The 17,671-nt window shown below is 71.5% G+C and carries 17 protein-coding genes; 13 read left to right on the top strand and 4 right to left on the bottom strand.

The window, feature by feature from the left end; translation table 11 throughout:
• The first annotated feature begins 16 nt into the window (after positions 1–16).
• The 4 genes from tsaB to BKD30_RS14690 are packed head-to-tail and all read left to right on the top strand — an operon-like array spanning position 17 to position 2,969.
• A complete protein-coding gene (tsaB, locus tag BKD30_RS14705; protein WP_076705775.1) occupies positions 17–745 on the top strand; it encodes a tRNA (adenosine(37)-N6)-threonylcarbamoyltransferase complex dimerization subunit type 1 TsaB in 729 nt (242 codons plus the stop codon).
• Positions 742–1,260, top strand: coding sequence for a ribosomal protein S18-alanine N-acetyltransferase (gene rimI / locus BKD30_RS14700; RefSeq protein WP_076705773.1), 519 nt, complete (start codon positions 742–744; stop codon positions 1,258–1,260). The genes tsaB and rimI overlap by 4 nt, the downstream gene beginning before the upstream one ends.
• Positions 1,257–2,381: a tRNA (adenosine(37)-N6)-threonylcarbamoyltransferase complex transferase subunit TsaD gene (gene tsaD / locus BKD30_RS14695; RefSeq protein ID WP_076705771.1), complete on the top strand. Its 1,125-nt coding sequence runs from the start codon at positions 1,257–1,259 to the stop codon at positions 2,379–2,381. The genes rimI and tsaD overlap by 4 nt, the downstream gene beginning before the upstream one ends.
• A 24-nt stretch (positions 2,382–2,405) precedes the next feature.
• Positions 2,406–2,969, top strand: a complete 564-nt coding sequence (locus BKD30_RS14690) for a GNAT family N-acetyltransferase (RefSeq protein ID WP_076705770.1) — start codon at positions 2,406–2,408, stop codon at positions 2,967–2,969.
• Positions 2,970–3,020: 51 nt separating this feature from the next.
• Here the strand turns inward: BKD30_RS14690 and BKD30_RS14685 are convergent, their stop codons facing one another.
• Both BKD30_RS14685 and BKD30_RS14680 read right to left on the bottom strand, forming a co-directional pair.
• Positions 3,021–4,169 carry a glutamate--cysteine ligase gene (locus BKD30_RS14685; RefSeq protein WP_076705768.1) on the bottom strand — a complete coding sequence of 383 codons (1,149 nt, stop codon included), beginning with the start codon at positions 4,167–4,169 and terminating at the stop codon, positions 3,021–3,023.
• 118 nt (positions 4,170–4,287) lie between these two features.
• Positions 4,288–5,529 (bottom strand): class I SAM-dependent methyltransferase, encoded by a 1,242-nt coding sequence (locus tag BKD30_RS14680; RefSeq protein WP_076705766.1) that lies wholly within the window; start codon positions 5,527–5,529, stop codon positions 4,288–4,290.
• Between the two features lie 237 nt (positions 5,530–5,766).
• On the opposite strand from BKD30_RS14680, the gene groES reads away from it, so the two are divergent.
• The gene (groES, locus tag BKD30_RS14675) at positions 5,767–6,063 is read left to right on the top strand and encodes a co-chaperone GroES (RefSeq protein ID WP_076693561.1); all 297 of its coding nucleotides are present in this window, start codon (positions 5,767–5,769) and stop codon (positions 6,061–6,063) included.
• A 73-nt stretch (positions 6,064–6,136) separates the two neighbouring features.
• Positions 6,137–7,744, top strand: coding sequence for a chaperonin GroEL (groL, locus tag BKD30_RS14670; protein WP_076705764.1), 1,608 nt, complete (start codon positions 6,137–6,139; stop codon positions 7,742–7,744).
• A 97-nt stretch (positions 7,745–7,841) separates the two neighbouring features.
• On the opposite strand, the gene BKD30_RS14665 is transcribed toward groL, so the two are convergent.
• Both BKD30_RS14665 and BKD30_RS14660 read right to left on the bottom strand, forming a co-directional pair.
• A complete protein-coding gene (locus BKD30_RS14665) occupies positions 7,842–8,411 on the bottom strand; it encodes an SRPBCC family protein (RefSeq protein WP_076705762.1) in 570 nt (189 codons plus the stop codon).
• 2 nt (positions 8,412–8,413) lie between these two features.
• Entirely contained in the window at positions 8,414–8,830 is a 417-nt protein-coding gene (locus BKD30_RS14660) for an ArsR/SmtB family transcription factor (RefSeq protein ID WP_076705761.1), read from the bottom strand.
• Between the two features lie 229 nt (positions 8,831–9,059).
• On the opposite strand from BKD30_RS14660, the gene guaB reads away from it, so the two are divergent.
• The 7 genes from guaB (at position 9,060) to guaA (ending at position 17,597) form a co-directional block, all read left to right on the top strand.
• Complete coding sequence (gene guaB, locus BKD30_RS14655) at positions 9,060–10,595, top strand: IMP dehydrogenase (protein WP_076705758.1); 1,536 nt, start codon at positions 9,060–9,062, stop codon at positions 10,593–10,595.
• A 162-nt stretch (positions 10,596–10,757) separates the two neighbouring features.
• Positions 10,758–11,897, top strand: coding sequence for a GuaB3 family IMP dehydrogenase-related protein (locus tag BKD30_RS14650; protein ID WP_076705757.1), 1,140 nt, complete (start codon positions 10,758–10,760; stop codon positions 11,895–11,897).
• A gap of 92 nt (positions 11,898–11,989) precedes the next feature.
• Positions 11,990–13,729, top strand: coding sequence for a glycerol-3-phosphate dehydrogenase/oxidase (locus BKD30_RS14645; protein WP_076705755.1), 1,740 nt, complete (start codon positions 11,990–11,992; stop codon positions 13,727–13,729).
• Positions 13,730–13,760: 31 nt separating this feature from the next.
• Positions 13,761–14,291, top strand: coding sequence for a PTS sugar transporter subunit IIA (locus BKD30_RS14640; protein WP_076705753.1), 531 nt, complete (start codon positions 13,761–13,763; stop codon positions 14,289–14,291).
• 93 nt (positions 14,292–14,384) lie between these two features.
• Positions 14,385–15,248: an SURF1 family protein gene (locus BKD30_RS14635; RefSeq protein ID WP_076705751.1), complete on the top strand. Its 864-nt coding sequence runs from the start codon at positions 14,385–14,387 to the stop codon at positions 15,246–15,248.
• Between the two features lie 92 nt (positions 15,249–15,340).
• Positions 15,341–15,916 (top strand): DUF3817 domain-containing protein, encoded by a 576-nt coding sequence (locus BKD30_RS14630; RefSeq protein WP_076705835.1) that lies wholly within the window; start codon positions 15,341–15,343, stop codon positions 15,914–15,916.
• Positions 15,917–16,004: 88 nt separating this feature from the next.
• Positions 16,005–17,597: a glutamine-hydrolyzing GMP synthase gene (guaA, locus tag BKD30_RS14625; protein WP_076705749.1), complete on the top strand. Its 1,593-nt coding sequence runs from the start codon at positions 16,005–16,007 to the stop codon at positions 17,595–17,597.
• The last annotated feature ends 74 nt before the right edge of the window (positions 17,598–17,671 follow it).

Genomic DNA, 17,671 nt, shown 5'->3' with positions numbered 1-17,671 from the left:
CGCGTACACTGTCCGGGTGCTGTTGCTGAGTCTGGACACCTCCGCGGGGGCTTCCGCCGCTCTGCTGGACGGCACTGCGCGGTCCGTCAGCGACGGTGCGGTCCTAGCCGAGTGGGCGAGCGAGGACACCCGGCACCACGCCGAACAGCTCGCCCCCGCGGTGGCCGGCCTGCTGGACCGCCTCGATTCCTCCGGCGCTTCGCCCGGCGCGCGGCCCCGACCGGACGCCGTCGTCGTCGGCACCGGGCCCGGGCCCTTCACCGGACTGCGCGCCGGCATCATGACCGCCCGCACCCTCGCCTTCGCCTGGGATGTGCCCTGCTGGGGCGTCGGGAGTCTGCACGCTCTGGCCCGGCAGGCCGCCGACGCCGGGGCGAGCGGTCACTACCTGGTCGCCACGGACGCCCGGCGGCGGGAACTGTACTGGGCGCACGCGCACGCCGGGGCAGAGGGCGTCGAGATGATCGACGGCCCGCACGTCGGTGCCCCCGACACCCTGCCGGCCCTGCCCGTGTACGGCGCCGGCGCCGGGCTGTACCCGGACCGGCTCGCCGGCACCGCCCGGCACACCGAGCTGCTGCCGCACGCCACCGCCGTCGGCGCCGTCGCCCTGACCGCGCTGCACCGCGCCGGTGACCCCGTCGCGGCCGGCCTGACGGACACCGCGCCCCGCTATCTGCGCGAGTCCGACGCGAAGGTGCCCACCGCACGCAAGCCGGCGCTCGGTTCGGGAGCGCGGGCATGACGCTGGGCGAAACCGTGACCCTGCGCGCCATGACCGCTGCCGACCTCGACACGGTGCACGCCCTCGAGCAACGCCTGTTCCCGGCCGATGCCTGGCCCGCCCAGATGTTCCGCGACGAGCTGGCCCGCACCGACACGCGCCGGTATCTGGTGGCCGAGATCTTCTCGCCACGGGGAGCGCGCATCGTCGGGTACGCCGGGCTGATGTGTGTGCTGCCGCTCGCGGACGTGCAGACCATCGCCGTCGAGCCCGCGCACGAGGGCCGCGGCATCGGCAGCGCCCTGCTCACGGCCCTGATCGACGAGGCCGTCCGGCGGGGTGCCGACGACGTGCTGCTGGAGGTGCGCCGGGACAACCCCCGCGCGCAGGCCCTCTACCTCCGGTTCGGGTTCGAGCAGATCCACGTCCGGCCCCGCTACTACCGCGACGGGGTGGACGCGCTGATCATGCGCAAGCGGCTGGCCTCGCTCGACGACAGCGACCCCGAGCCGACACCGCGCAGGGGAACGGCATGAGCACCGGCCGTCTGGTCCTCGGCATCGAGTCCTCCTGCGACGAGACCGGCGTCGGCGTCGTCGCCGGAACCCGCCTGCTCGCCAACGCCGTGTCCTCCTCCATGGATGAGCACGTGCGGTTCGGCGGTGTCATCCCGGAGATCGCCTCCCGCGCGCACCTGGACGCCATGCTGCCCACCATCCGCGCGGCCCTGGACACCGCCGGGGTCGGGCTCGCCGACCTGGACGCCATCGCCGTCACCTCCGGACCCGGCCTGTCCGGGGCGCTGATGGTCGGCGTCAGCGCGGCCAAGGCGCTCGCCCTGGCCGCGGGCACGCCACTGTACGCGGTCAATCACCTCGTGGCGCACGTCGGTGTCGGCCTGCTCGACGGTGACGGCGCCGGGGCGGCCACGACGCCGGATCAGCTGCCCGAGAACCTCCTCCCCGACAACCTCCTCCCCGACAACCTCGGGGCGCTGCTCGTCTCCGGCGGCCACACCGAGATCCTGCGGGTGCGGTCGATCGTGCGTGACGTGGAGCTGCTCGGCGCGACGCTCGACGACGCCGCCGGCGAGGCCTACGACAAGGTGGCCCGCATCCTCGGTCTCGCCTACCCGGGCGGTCCCGCGATCGACTCCGCCGCGGCCGACGGCGACCCGCGTGCCTTCGCCTTTCCCCGCGGTCTGACCGCGGCCAGATACCTCGGCACCGCCACGGCGCCCGGCTCGCACCGGTACGACTTCTCCTTCTCGGGCCTGAAGACGGCGGTTGCCCGCGTCGTCGAGGGCTTCGCCGCCCGCGGGGAGGCCGTGCCCGTCGCCGACGTCGCGGCGTCCTTCCAGGAGGCGGTGGCCGACGTCATCACCGCCAAGGCCGTGCTGGCCTGCCGGGAGCACGGCATCACGTCCCTGTTGCTCGGCGGTGGGGTGGCCGCCAACTCCCGGTTGCGTGTCCTGACCGCTGAGCGCTGTGCCGAAGCGGGCATCGAGCTCACGGTCCCGCCGCTGCGGCTGTGCACGGACAACGGCGCCATGGTGGCCGCCCTCGGGGCCCAGCTCGTGGCGGCCGGCGTGGCCCCCAGCGGGCTCGGCTTCGGCGCCGACTCGTCGCAGCCGGTCAGCGACATCGCCCTGGTCTGAGCGCGGACATCGGAGGAACGCTCGATGGAAGACCTGCACACCGCGCGGCTGCTGCTGCGCCGCTGGACCACCGCCGACGCCGACGTCGACTTCCTGTTCGACCTGTACTCCCGGTGGGAGGTGCAGCGCTTCATCGGCCGGTGGCCGCGGGTGAGCACGGAACGAGCCGAGGCCGTTCAGCGTGCCGCTCGCTACGCCCGTCTGGACGAGCCCGTGCACGGCATCTGGGCCGTCTCCGACCTCGTGACCGGCCGGCTGCACGGCACCCTGCTGCTCAAGGAGCTGCCGGAGTCGGGTCCGGTCGAGCCGCTGGCCCCGTCCGGGGAGACCGAGATCGGCTGGCACCTGCACCCGGACGCCTGGGGTCACGGTTACGCCACGGAGGCCGCCGGCCGCGTCCTCGAGCACGCCTTCGCCCACGGCCTGGAGCGGGTTCTCGCCGTCACCCACCCGGACAACACCGCCTCCCAACGCGTCGCCGGCCGGATCGGGATGAGCGCACAGGGCGTCACCGGGCGGTACTACAACACCACGTGCGCCCTGTTCCGGGCCGACCGGCCCGACGGCTCAGCCCGGCCCGACGGCTGAGCCCGGCCCGGGTGCGCGGCCGGGACAGTTCAGCGCCGCGCGGCGCACCGACTAGGTCAGCGGTTCGCGCAGCTGCCGCACGACGTCGAGCACCACGGCGCGCAGGTCCCCGTCGTGCTCCCCCGCGGCCCGACGCTGGCGCTGATACCCGGCGCCGTCGCGGATGATGTCCTCGACCCAGCTCAATTCCTTCGCACAACCCAGTCGCGCCGCGACCGGCTCGAGCCGGTTGATGGTGTCCATCAGCTCGTCCGTGACCAGCCGCTCCCGCGAGTCGGCGCCGAGGATGATGATGGCCTCCAGCCCGTACCGGGCCGCCCGCCACTTGTTCTCCGACCGGTGCCACGGCGGCATCACCGGGACGGTCCCGCCCGCGTCGAGCCGGTCGGAGAACTCCGTCACCAGGCACTGGGTGAGGGCGGCGATCGCGCCGACCTCGCGCAGGGAGGACACCCCGTCGCAGATGCGCATCTCCACGGTGCCGAGCGTGGGGGAGGGGCGCACGTCCCAGCGGATCTCGTTGAGAACGTCGATCACCCCGGTGGTGAACATGTCCCCGGCGTACCGCTCGTACTGCGCCCAGTCGTCGAAGTGGTACGGCAGGCCGGCCGCGGGCAACTGCTGGAAGATCAGCGCACGCTGCGAGGCGTAACCGGTGTCCTCACCGTCCCAGAACGGGGAGGACGCGGAGAGCGCCTGCAGGTGCGGGAAATAGTTGACCAGGCCGTCGACCACGGGCAGCGCCTTGTCCCGGCGGTCCAGCCCCACGTGCACGTGCAAGCCGTAGATGAGCATCTGTCGGCCCCACCACTGGGTGCGGTCCATCAACTTGGCGTACCGCTCCTTGTTCGTCACCGGCTGGCTGCCCGAATGGCTGAACGGGTGCGTGCCGGCCGAGAAGAGCTCGATACCCCGGGGGTCGGTCACCGCTCGCACGGTGGCCAGCGAGCGGGCCAGGTCGTCGGTCGCCTCCGCCACGGTGTGGCACACGCCCGTCACCAGCTCGACGGTGTTCAGCAGCAGCTCGCGGGCGATGTGCGGGTGGTCGTCGTCGGCGGCCCACCGCGGATCCTCCCGGTGCACCGCGTCGAGCACCTCGTCCGCGCGGGAGACCAGCTCACCCGTCGTCGCATCCACCAGGCCGATCTCCCACTCGACCCCGAGGGTGGACTGCTCGGACCGGGCGAAGTCGATGCGCATGGGGCTGCTCCAGGAACGGGGTGGACGGAACGGCACCGATGGTCACCGGCCACTGTCGAGTCTAGGACAGCGCCGTCGCCCGCACCGCTGCCGCAGCGGGTCCCACACCGGGGGGACCTCAGTGCGGAACCGGATCCGCGACGATGGCGACGCGCTTCTCCGTGGCACCGAGCCGGGTCAGGAACAGGGTGGCCCGGCCGGGTCCCTTGGGTGCCAGCTCCCGTCGTACCTGCTCCGGGGTCTGCGCGATACCGCGCTTCTTGATCTCCAGGGTGCCCACCTGGTGCTCCCGCACCCAGGCCCGCAGCGTCTTGAGGTGGAAGGGGAGCACCTCCCGCACCGTCCAGGCCCGCGCGAACGGGGTCGGCTCGTGTGTGTCGGCACTCAGATAGGCGATCTGCTCGTTCACCTGATGCGCGCCGATCAGCCGGGCGAGGTCGGTCACCAGACCCGCCCGGATCACGGCACCGTCCGGTTCGATCAGATACCGGCTGACGGGACCCGTCTCGCCGTCGAACGACCCGGGCCGGTACGGATCGGGGCTGGTCAGTTCCGCCGACCCGGGGTGCGCACCGCCACCGGAGACGACGACGGCGGACCGGCGGACGCCCGGTCGGCGGAGTACCTCGAACCACAGGGCGACCTCGGCGACACCCCCGTCCACGCTGATCCACTGCGCCTCCGCGTCCTCCGGGATCGCCTCGTGGGCGAGCCCTGGGCCCAGCTTCACCCCGACCGGGAGACCGGACGCCGCCAGCGAGGTGACGAACGAGAACGGCGGGGAGAAGGACTCGGGGTCGAACAGCCGCCGTGCCCCGCCCGCCGCGCCGGTGCGGCGGGCGGGGTCCAGCCAGACGCCGTCGACAGCGGACAGGTCCACGGCCGTGGCGTCCGCCTGCACCACCCGGACATTCGGCCATGGCATCAGGTTCACCGTGGCCACCGCCGCGGTGGTCTCGTCGCGCTCGACGGCGGTGACCTCGCGGTCCAGGGCGGCCAGGGCCATGGCGTCGGCGCCGATGCCGCAGCCGAGATCGGCCACCCGGCGCAGGTCCGCGGTGACGAACCGCTGGGCGTGCCGGGCCGCCACCGAGAGCCGGGTGGCCTGTTCGAGCCCGTCGGGCGTGAACAGCATGGTGCGGGCGAACTCACCGAACTTGCCCACCGCCCGGGCCCGCAGCCGCGTCTGGCTGAGCACGGCGGCGACCAGTTCGGGCGGGTGACCCTCGCGGCGCAGCGACTCGCTCAGCGTCAGGACCTGGTTCTCGTCCCAGGGACCGACCCGATGCAGCAGGTCCCAGCCGGCCGGGGTGAGCAGCGGGGCGATGGCCGACGGCGGGCCGGCGTCAGGGGTGGCCATGGCGTCCACCCTAGCGAGCAGGACGACGCGCGGGCGGCACCTTTTGGCACTCGCCTTGACCGAGTGCCAGCTGCTGCCTAGAGTCGAACCTGGCACTCTCACCACGAGAGTGCTGACCCTCAGGCTCGGTGCCGCCGGCACCCGCGACGACGGCCGGCATCTGACCGAGGGCGACCATCAGGGCGCGCGCCTCACGGTGCGCGCAGGTATCAGCCCACTAGCGAAGGAGAGTGCCGCGTGTCGGTCTCCATCAAGCCCCTCGAGGATCGCATCGTCGTCCAGCCGCTCGAAGCCGAGCAGACCACCGCCTCCGGCCTGGTCATCCCGGACACCGCCAAGGAGAAGCCCCAGGAGGGCAAGGTCGTCGCCGTGGGCCCGGGCCGCGTGACGGACAACGGCACCCGCGTGCCGGTCGACGTCGCCGAGGGCGACGTCGTCCTGTACTCCAAGTACGGCGGCACCGAGGTCAAGGCCGGTGGCGAGGAGTACCTCGTCCTGTCCGCCCGCGACGTGCTGGCGATCGTCACCAAGTAGTACTTCCAGTGAACACCCCGGCGCCGGTGAGACCGCGCGGCCGGGGTGTTCACGCGTAGAGAGGAGAACCGGTATGGCCAAGCAGTTGCAGTTCAACGACGCCGCCCGCAAGGCGCTCGAGGCCGGGGTCGACAAGCTCGCCGACACCGTCAAGGTCACCCTCGGCCCGCGCGGCCGCAACGTGGTGCTCGACAAGAAGTGGGGTGCCCCGACCATCACCAACGACGGCGTCACGATCGCCCGTGAGGTCGAGTTGGACGACCCCTACGAGAACATGGGCGCCCAGCTGGCCAAGGAGGTGGCCACCAAGACCAACGACGTCGCCGGTGACGGCACCACCACCGCCACCGTGCTGGCCCAGGCCCTGGTCAAGGAGGGGCTGCGGAACGTCGCCGCCGGCGCTGCCCCGGGCGCGCTCAAGCACGGCATCGAGGTCGCCGTCGAGGCCGTCGCCAACCGCCTGAAGGAGAACGCCCGCGACATCGAGGGCAACGAGGTGGCGCATGTGGCCACCATCTCCGCGCAGGACCGGCAGATCGGCGAGCTGCTCGCCGAGGCGTTCGAGAAGGTCGGCAAGGACGGCGTCATCACGGTCGAGGAGTCCTCCACCACCCAGACCGAGCTCGTCGTCACGGAGGGCATGCAGTTCGACAAGGGCTACCTGTCCCCGTACTTCGTCACCGACGCGGACCGGCAGGAGGCCGTCCTCGAGGACGCGCTGATCCTGATCAACCAGGGCAAGATCTCCAACCTCACGGAGTTCCTGCCGCTGTTGGAGAAGGCGCTGGGCGCCTCGAAGCCGCTGTTCATCATCGCGGAGGACATCGAGGGCGAGGCCCTGTCCACCCTCGTGGTGAACAAGATCCGTGGCACCTTGAACGTCGTCGCCGTCAAGGCGCCGGGCTTCGGGGACCGCCGCAAGGCCATGCTGCAGGACATCGCGACCCTCACGGGCGCGCAGGTGGTCTCCCCCGACCTCGGCCTGAAGCTGGACCAGGTCGGCCTCGAGGTGCTCGGCACCGCCCGCCGGATCACCGTGACGAAGGACAACACGACCATCGTCGACGGCGCCGGCTCCTCCGAGGACGTCGCTGCCCGGGTGGCGCAGATCCGTTCGGAGATCGAGCGGACCGACTCCGACTGGGACCGGGAGAAGCTGCAGGAGCGCCTCGCCAAGCTGGCCGGTGGCATCTCCGTGATCAAGGTCGGCGCCGCCACCGAGGTGGAGCTGAAGGAGAAGAAGCACCGGATCGAGGACGCGATCTCCTCGACGCGGGCGGCCCTGGAGGAGGGCATCGTCGCCGGTGGCGGCACCGCCCTGATCCACGCCGCGAAGGCGCTCGATGAGGACCCGGCCGTGGCGAAGCTCGAGGGTGACGCCGCGACGGCGGTCGGGCTGGTCCGCCGGGCCGTCGCTCAGCCACTGCGCTGGATCGCCGAGAACGCCGGACACGACGGCTACGTGGTGGTCTCGAAGGTCAGCGAGTTGAACCCGGGCGAGGGATTCAACGCCGCGACCGGCGAGTACGGCAACCTGCTCTCCGCCGGCGTCATCGACCCCGTCAAGGTCACCCGGTCGGCGCTGCAGAACGCGGCCTCGATCGCGGCCCTCGTGCTCACCACCGAGACCCTGGTGGTGGACAAGCCCGAGGACGATGACGAGGCCGGGCACCAGCACTGAGCTGACGCCTGAGGCCACACGACGGGCCCCGCGGATCATCCGATCCGCGGGGCCTCGTCGTGTCAGGCGAGCTCGTCGCGTCAGGGCCAGACGCCGCTCAGCGGAGGGCGCTCGCCCGGGTCTCCGGCTGGTCGTCGTTCTGGTCGACAGCTGGGTCGGTCGCCAGCTCACCGAGCACCTCGTCGAGCCGCTCGTAGCCCTCGCGCATGCCGGTGTCCATCCCGGAGGCGAGCATCCCGTCCCGGGCCGCCAGGCTCGGGTAGACGGCGTGGCCGCGCAGCCGGGTGCGGGGCCTTCCTCCCGTGCCCTTTTCTCCCGGCTTCGCCGGAAGCGCTTCAAACGTCATCGACTCGATGCTGACGATGTCCGGCACCCCCTCGAACTCGAAGGTCTGGACGGCGAACTCGTTCTCCCGCACGGTGTGGAAGGTGCCGCGAAAGCGGAACTGGGCACCCGCGGGGTCACGGTGCACGAAGCTCCAGGCGCCGCCGCTGCGGAAGTCCCACGTGCCCACCTCCATGGTGTAGCCGCGCGGACCCATCCACCGGCTCACCAGGTCGGGGTCGGCATGGGCGCGGAAGACGGCGGCCACGGGGGCGTCGAACTCCCGCGTGCTGTCGATGAACGGCAGGCCCGCAGGGGCCTCGATGGTCAGGGCGTTGCTCATGATCACATCTCTTCTCGGGTGGACGGGTCGAGGTCGGCCGTCCGGGACTGGTCCCCGGGCGACGGGTCGGCGCCGAGCATCTCGTCGAGGGCTCGGTACCCCGCCTCGTGGACCAGCCGGTAGCGGTCGATCCACGCGGTGAGGCGTTCCAGGCGATCCGGTTCCAGGTGCACCGGACGGCGTTGGGCGTCGCGGGTCCGGCTGACCAGGCCAGCGTGCTCGAGGACGCCGATGTGCCGGGAGACGGCCTGCTTGGTGATGGGATGCGGCTCGGCCAGCTCGTTCACGGTGGCGGGGCCGCGGCTGAGGCGGGCGACGATGGCCCGCCGCACCGGGTCGGCCAGGGCGAGGAACGCAGCGTCCAGAAGCGCCTGGTCGAGGTCCGTCTCCTCGGCGATGTCCGGTTCGCGTTTCGCCATCTCGGTCAGCCTTCTCGTTTATCAACCGATGAGTTGATAAAGCGACTCTAGGCTGTCCCGTCAGTCGGGTCAAGAGTAGTCGCGACGGCACGGTCGAACCACGGTGACCTCGCTCACCGACGCCGGCCCGGGCTGACCGGGCGGCATAGGATGGACGCCAACCCCGAACCCTGTCCGGGTCGTCTCGGGTCTGTTGCCCGAGGTGACCCGCGAGAAACGAGAGGCGAACATGGCGGTGGAGAACGAGACGGTACGGCGCGACACGGAGGAACACGATCCCTTCGCTCTGATCGGCCTGACCTACGACGACGTCCTGCTGCTGCCCGGCGCCACCGACGTCATCCCCTCCGACGCGGACACCTCATCCCGTCTGTCCCGCCGGATCACGGTGGCCACCCCGCTGCTGTCCGCGGCGATGGACACCGTCACCGAATCGCGGATGGCCATCGCCATGGCCCGCCAGGGCGGCCTCGGCGTCATCCACCGGAACCTCTCGATCGCCGACCAGGCCGAGCACGTCGACCGGGTCAAGCGCAGCGAGTCGGGGATGATCACCCGGCCCGTCACCATCGGTCCCGAGGCGACCCTGACCGAACTGGACCGGTTGTGCGCCTACTACCGGGTCTCCGGACTGCCCGTCGTCGACGACGCCGGCACCCTGCTCGGCATCATCACCAACCGTGACACCCGCTACCTCTCCCGCGCCGAGTTCGCCACCCGCAGCGTTCGGGAGGTGATGACCCCGATGCCGCTGATCAGCGGGTACCCCGGGATCAGCCGCGAGGACGCGCACGCGCTGCTGGCGAAGAACAAGATCGAGAAACTGCCGCTCGTCGACGAGAACGGCACCCTGCGGGGCCTGATCACCGTCAAGGACTTCACCAAGGCCGAGGAATTTCCCCTGGCCACCAAGGACGACGCGGGGCGGCTGCGCGTCGGCGCGGCCGTCGGCTTCTTCGGTGACGGCTACGAGCGGGCCATGACCATGGTCGAGGCCGGCGTCGACGCCCTGTTCGTCGACACCGCGAACGGGCACAGCCAGGGGGTGCTGGACATCATCGCCCGGCTCAAGCGGGATCCCGCCTCCGCGCACGTCGACATCATCGGCGGTCAGGCCGCCACGCGGGCCGGCGCCCAGGCCATCGTCGACGCCGGTGCGGACGCGGTGAAGGTGGGCGTGGGCCCCGGTTCCATCTGCACCACCCGCGTCGTCGCCGGCGTCGGCGTCCCGCAGATCACCGCCATCCACGAGTCGGCAAAGGCCACTCGCCCCGCGGGCGTGCCGCTGATCGCCGACGGTGGCCTGCAGTACTCCGGTGACATCGGCAAGGCCCTGGTCGCCGGTGCGGACACCGTGATGATCGGGTCCCTGCTGGCCGGTTGCGACGAGGCACCCGGTGACCTGGTGTTCGTCAACGGCAAGCAGTTCAAGACCTACCGGGGGATGGGCTCGCTCGGTGCGATGCAGACCCGCGGCAAGAACACCTCCTACTCGAAGGACCGGTACTTCCAGGCGGACGTGCCCGACGACGAGAAGCTGATCCCCGAGGGCATCGAGGGCCAGGTGCCCTACCGCGGCCCCCTCTCCGCCGTTGCGCACCAGCTCGTCGGCGGCCTGCGGCAGACGATGTTCTACGTCGGTGCCCACGACGTCGCCCAGTTGAAGGCGCAGGGCCAGTTCGTCCGGATCACCCCGGCGGGGCTGAAGGAGTCCCACCCGCACGACATCATGATGACGGTCGAGGCCCCGAACTACACCAAGTGAGTCCGTCGGGCGGGGCGAGTCCACGATGTCCACCCCTCGCGTTGAATATTCGATTTCTGGGGTGGAGAGGCCCTCGAAACCCCAGAAATCGAATATTCAACGAGGCCGGGCGGCGTAGATCCGGCCCGCCGGGCCGCTGACCCGCTGCGATAGGGTGGACCGGTGCATTCCCAGATCGAGATCGGCCTGTCCAAACGCGGCCAGCGCGCGTACGCGCTCGACGACGTGGCGGTGGTTCCCTCCCGCCGCACCCGCGACCCGCTGGACGTCTCGCTCACTTGGCAGATCGACGCCTACACCCTCGACATCCCGGTGCTCGGGGCACCCATGGACTCGGTCATGTCGCCGGCGACGGCAATCGAGCTGGGCCGGCTCGGAGGCCTCGGCGTGCTCAACCTCGAGGGCCTGTGGACCCGGTACGAGGACCCGCGGCCCGTACTGGCCGAGATCGCCGAGCTGCGCGGCGGCCGGTCCGACCCCGCGACCATCGCCCGCCTGCAGGACCTGTACGAAGCGCCCATCCGGGCCGAGCTGATCGCCTCCCGGCTGGCCGAGATCCGCCGGGCGGGGGTCACGGTGGCTGGCTCCCTGACCCCGCAGCGCACCCAGGACTTCTACCGCACCGTCGTCGACGCCGGTGTGGACATCTTCGTCATCCGCGGCACCACCGTCTCCGCCGAGCACGTCTCGAGCGGCACCGAACCGCTGAACCTCAAACAGTTCATCTACGAACTCGACGTGCCGGTGATCGTCGGGGGCGCTGCCGGTTACACGCCCGCCCTGCACCTGATGCGCACCGGTGCCGCCGGGGTGCTGGTCGGCTTCGGCGGTGGGGCCAGTTCCACGACCCGTCGAGCGTTGGGCATCCACGCGCCGATGGCCACGGCCATCGCCGACGTGGCCGCCGCACGGAAGGACTACCTCGACGAGTCCGGCGGCCGGTACGTGCACGTCATCGCCGACGGCGGCCTGGGCACCAGCGGCGACATCGTCAAGGCCATCGCGATGGGCGCCGACGCCGTGATGCTCGGCAGCACCCTGGCCCGGGCCGAGGAGGCGCCGGGCGGCGGCTGGCACTGGGGCCCCGAAGCGCACCACGCCGAGCTGCCCCGGGGTGAGCGGGTGCACCTGGACGTGGTGGGGCCGATGCGGGAAGTCCTGTACGGACCGGCCCGGCACTCCGACGGCTCCTCGAACCTGATGGGGGCGCTGCGGCGCACCATGGCCACCACCGGCTACTCCGATCTGAAGGAGTTCCAGCGGTGCGAGGTGGTCGTCGCACCCGCCCCGACCGCGGGCTGACGATTCACGTCGAGCTCGACCCCCGGCGCCGCTCCCGGTGCAGGCGCCTCGGCAGCTAGGCTGGGGGCCACATCGTCGTCGGGAGGATTGCCATGGCCACCACCTCGCCCTTGTCCGGGGACCTGAGCCCCGAGTACCGCGGCAACGCGATCGCCAGCCTGCGGGCCACCACCGAATCGAGACAGGAACTGGACATCCTCGTCGTGGGGGGTGGTGTGGTCGGCGCCGGCGCCGCCCTGGACGCCGTCACCCGGGGCCTGGACGTGGGGCTGGTCGAGGCGCGGGACTGGGCCTCCGGCACGTCCTCGCGTTCGTCCAAGCTGATCCACGGCGGCCTGCGCTACCTGGAGATGCTGGACTTCGCGCTGGTCAGCGAGGCGCTGAAGGAACGCGGCCTGCTGCTGACCCGGATCGCTCCGCACCTGGTGCGCCCCGTCCCCTTCCTCTACCCCCTGCACAAGCGTTTCGTCGAACGCCCCTACGTGGGTGCCGGCATCGCCCTGTACGACATCATGAGCTTCACCGGCTCCCACGGTCGCGGCGTGCCCCTGCACAAGCACCTGAGTAGGCGCGGCACGCTTCGCGCCGCCCCCAGCCTGAAGCCGGACGCGATGGTGGGGTCGATCCGCTACTACGACGGTCAGGTCGACGACGCGCGGATGGTCACCAACATCGTCCGCACCGCCGCCCACTACGGGGCGAAGGTGGTCAACCGGGTCAGTGTGGTCGACTTCCTCCGGGAGGGGGAGCGGGTCGTCGGCGCGAAGGTGCGCGATCACGAGTCCGGTGACGTCTTCGACATCCGTGCCAAGCAGGTGATCAACGCGACCGGAGTCTGGACCGACGACACCCAGGCGCTGATCACCGATCGCGGCCAACTGAAGGTCCGCGCCTCCAAGGGCATCCACCTGGTGGTGCCGCGGGACCGCATCCAGTCCACCGTCGGCATGATCCTGCGCACCGAGAAGTCCGTGCTGTTCGTCATCCCGTGGGGCCGGCACTGGATCATCGGCACCACCGACACCGACTGGAACCTGGACAAGGCGCACCCCGCCGCGACCAGCGCCGACATCGACTACCTCCTCGAACACGTCAACCGGGTGCTGGTCCGCCCGCTGACCCGGGAGGACGTCGAGGGCGTGTACGCCGGGCTGCGGCCCCTGCTGGCCGGGGAGAGCGACTCCACCGCCAAGCTGTCCCGCGAGCACGTGGTGGCGCACCCGGTGCCCGGGCTCGTCGTCATCGCCGGCGGCAAGTGGACCACCTACCGGGTGATGGCCAAGGACGCGGTCGACGAGGCGGCCCGGTCACTGGACGAGCGGGTGCCCGAGAGCGTGACCGAGACGATCACCCTGCTCGGCGCGGACGGGTACCAGGCCGCCTGGAACCGGCGCGGCCGCACTGCGGAGCTGTCCGGTGTGCACGTCGCCCGGGTGGAACACCTGCTCCAGCGGTACGGCTCGATGGTGCGGCACCTGCTGGCGATGATCGCCGAGAACCCGGCGCTGGGGGAACCGCTGCCGGGCGCCGACGACTACCTGGCCGCCGAGGTCGTGTATGCGGTCACCCACGAGGGGGCCCGGCACGTGGAGGACGTCCTCACCCGCCGCACCCGGATCTCCATCGAGACCTGGGACCGCGGCGATGCGGCCGCCCCGGTGGTCGCGGACCTGATGGCGGGCCCGCTCGGCTGGAGCGCAGAACAGCGTGACCACGAGGTCGAGGTGTATCTGGCCCGGGTCAAGGCGGAGCGGATCAGCCAGGAACAGCCGGACGACGCGTCCGCGGACGCCGAGCGCATCCGGGTCGCGGACATCGTCTCGGCGACCTGAGCGTGCTCACCCGGCCGACCGGGAGGCGACGGTGAGCGGGCCGAGAGACGGCACACGCCCGACGCCCGCCGAGGTCGACGCGTTGCGCCTCTACGACGAGGGACTGACGCGGGCGGACCTGGTGCTGCTCGACATCGCCGCCGAGGACCGGGCCGACGCCGTCGGGCAGTTGACCGATCTGCTGGTGCGGGCCGGGCGGGTGACGGACGCGGCGGCGTTCACGGCGGCGGTGGGTGCGCGGGAACACCAGATGGCCACGGGCCTGCCCGGCGGTGTCGGCCTGCCGCACGCCCGGAGTGCTGCGGTGACGCAGCCGAGTCTGGCAGTCGGGATCACCCGGTTCGGGCAGCGCGTCGATTTCGGCGGTGCGGACGGGCCCGCGGACATCATCCTGCTGCTCGGCACGCCGGCGGGCTCCCTCGGCCTGCACCTGGAGGTGCTCGCGGGCATCGCCCGGTCCATGGCGTTGCCGAACGTCCGCGAATCCCTGCGCCGCGCCTACGACGCCGAAGTGATCGCCGAGCTGGTGAACTCCACGTTCTGGTTCCCGCCCGCAGGGTGAACGGGACCGGATCGACGGGGCCGAGGCAGTGCAGTGCGTCTCGGCCGGCCCGGCCGGTTGGGGCCGAGCGCCCGCGCCCGATAGGCTTGACCAGTGCTTCGGACCGCCCTGAAGCCGCGGTGGATCGCGGCCCTCCTGCTCGCGCTGGCGGTCTCCAGCGTGTTCGTTCTGCTCAGCCAGTGGCAGTTCTCCCGGTCCTCCGATGCCGGCCCAGTTCCCCCGGCGCAGACGGAGCGGGTCATCCCTCTGGTGGACGTGGCACCCCCGGGGCGGGAACTGGTGACGTCCGAGGTCGACCAGCGGGTGAGCCTGACCGGACGGTACCTGCCCGGGCGGCGGGTCGTCATCACGGACCGCCTCAACAACGGCGACCGCGGTTACTGGGTGGTCGAGTCGTTCGAGGTCCGGGGAGCGCCGGCCGTTCCCGGTTGGGGTGGCGCGGCCGCCGTCATCCCGGTCGCCCGTGGCTGGGTCACGGACCCGGCGGCCACCGTTCCCACTCCGACGGGAACGGTTGCCCTGACCGGTCGGTTGCTGCCCTCCGAGGCGCCGAAGACCGGTGCCACCGGTCCGGCGGACCAGTTGGGTGCCCTGTCGGTGGCGCAGCTGATCAATCGGTGGGACCGCCCCGCTTGGGCAGGATTCGTGACCGTGGACTCCGAGACCCGTGGCGGCAGTGAGATCGGGGCGCGCGCACCCGGGTCCGGGATGCGCCCGATCGTCACCTCTCCCCAGCCGGCGGGCACGCCGGTGAACTGGTTGAACATCTTCTACGCCATCGAGTGGGTGGTGTTCGCCGGCTTCGCCGTCTACCTGTGGTGGCGTCTGGTCGCGGACGAGCATCAGCGTCGGCTCGAGGCCGAGGAGGATGACGCTCACGGCTGGCCCGGCGATGAGGACGACGATCCCGATGGCCGGTATCGTGCCGAAGCAGGGCCCGGAGGAACCGCCCTGTGACCGGCCGCACTCGGGTTCCATTCAGATTGTCCGGGGAGACTCTTTCGGACAGTGCCAGCGTTCCCCCCGGGGAACACCGACGAGGTGTGACGGTGACAGAGAACAATTCGCAGTCGACGACGGCGCCCGCGTCCCGCACGCGGGCGGGTGACCGGACCCGCTCGGCCGACGGGCGGTCGGAGGCCGGTGAGCCCCGCAGGGGAGCAGCGCAGCGGCCGACGCGTCGTCGCTTCGGCGGCACGGGGGCGCAGATCCGATCCTCCTTGGGCTTCTACCGCGTGATGGCGTACCTGACCGGCACCTTCCTCATCCTGCTGTGCATCGAAATGATCGTCCGGTACGGCGCCGGCTACGACGTGATCGCCGGCGGCACCGACGCGGCCACCAACGCCACCGTCCTCCTCGGTGCGAACAAGGTCGACGCGGACAACCTGACCGGCGGGCTCAACCTCTCCACCGGCGTGCTGATCGTGCACGGCTGGCTCTACGTGGTCTACCTGATTGCGGACTTCCGGCTCTGGTCGCTGATGCGCTGGCCGTTCACCCGGTTCCTCCTCATCGCTCTCGGCGGCGTCATCCCCGGCCTGTCGTTCGTGATGGAGCGCCGGGTCCACCGGGAAGCCGAGCAGGAGTTGGTCGCCAACCCGAAGGCGGTCCGCCGGTACTGACCGGCACACGTCCTCCGCCGGGCGGACCCGCACCGGGCACCGACCCGACGATTGCGGGCGACGACGGACGGCCCACTACCCTTGAGGGGTGACCACTCCCGCCGACACCACCGCCCTGGAGCAGCGCCCCGTCCTCGTCGTCGACTACGGCGCCCAGTACGCGCAACTGATCGCCCGCCGGGTGCGGGACGCGAAGGTCTACTCGGAGATCGTGCCGCACACCCTGAGCACCGAGCAGATCCTGGCGAAGAACCCGGCGGCGGTGATCCTCTCCGGCGGGCCGGCGAGCGTGTACGCCGAGGGGGCACCGCGGGTGCAGGCTGACCTGTTCGAGACCGGCGTACCGATCCTCGGGATCTGTTACGGATTCCAGGCGATGACGCAGGCGCTCGGCGGGGAGGTGGCCCGCACCGGGCTGCGCGAGTACGGGTCCACGGTCGTGACCGCCGACGGCGGCAGCCGCTCCCTGCTCGCCGGCACCCCCGACAGCCAGACCGCCTGGATGAGCCACGGGGACAGTGTCCGACGCGCCCCGCAGGGCTTCGATGTCCTCGCCAGCTCCGCCGGGGCCCCGGTCGCGGCCTTCGCGGACGAATCCCGGCGGCTCTACGGCGTGCAGTGGCATCCCGAGGTGCGGCACTCCGCCCACGGCCAAGCGGTGCTCGAGAACTTCCTCCGCCGTGGCGCGGGGCTGGGGCAGGACTGGACGACCAGCAACGTGATCGAGGAGCAGGTCGACCGGATCCGCGAGCAGGTGGGCTCCGACCGGGTGATCTGCGGGCTCTCCGGCGGCGTCGACTCCGCGGTGGCGGCCGCACTCGTGCAGCGCGCCGTCGGCGATCAACTCACCTGTGTCTTCGTCGACCACGGGCTGTTGCGGGAAGGCGAAGCGGAGCAGGTCGAACGCGACTTCGTCGCCGCCACCGGGGTCCGGCTGCACGTCGCCCGGGAGGCGGACCGGTTCCTGGGGGCCCTGGCCGGCGTCACCGACCCGGAGACCAAACGCAAGATCATCGGCCGCGAGTTCATCCGTGCGTTCGAGACCGCGGAACGGGACATCCTCGCCGAGGCGTCCTCCCGGGACGAACGGGTCCGCTTCCTGGTGCAGGGCACCCTGTACCCGGACGTCGTTGAATCCGGTGGCGGTGAGGGGGCCGCCACCATCAAGAGCCACCACAATGTCGGCGGTCTGCCCGAGGACGTCGAGTTCGAGCTGATCGAGCCGCTGCGCACCCTGTTCAAGGACGAGGTGCGGGCGGTCGGCGCGCAGCTCGGACTGCCCGCGGAGATCGTCGGCCGGCAGCCGTTCCCGGGCCCGGGCCTGGGCATCAGGATCATCGGTGAGGTCACCGGCGAGCGGCTCGCACTCCTGCGCCGAGCCGACGCGATCGCCCGGGAGGAGCTGACCGGCGCGGGTCTGGACACCGAGGTCTGGCAGATGCCGGTGGTGCTCCTGGCCGAGGTGCACAGCGTCGGCGTGCAAGGAGACGGCCGCAGCTACGGGCACCCGATCGTGCTGCGCCCGGTCGCCAGCGAGGACGCCATGACGGCCGACTGGTCGCGGCTGCCGTACGACCTCGTCGCCCGCATCTCCACCCGGATCACCAACGAGGTGGAGGGCGTGAATCGGGTCGTGCTGGACGTGACCAGCAAGCCGCCGGGCACCATCGAGTGGGAGTGACCGCAGGCCGGTCGGCTTGTCGGGTGAGCAGCCCCGAGGGCGTCGCACGGGTCGTCCTGCAGCCTCGCGCGCCG

Source organism: Tersicoccus phoenicis, from assembly GCF_001968835.1.
Classification (GTDB): Bacteria; Actinomycetota; Actinomycetes; order Actinomycetales; family Micrococcaceae; genus Tersicoccus; species Tersicoccus phoenicis.
This window is presented reverse-complemented; position numbering and strand designations above follow the sequence as displayed.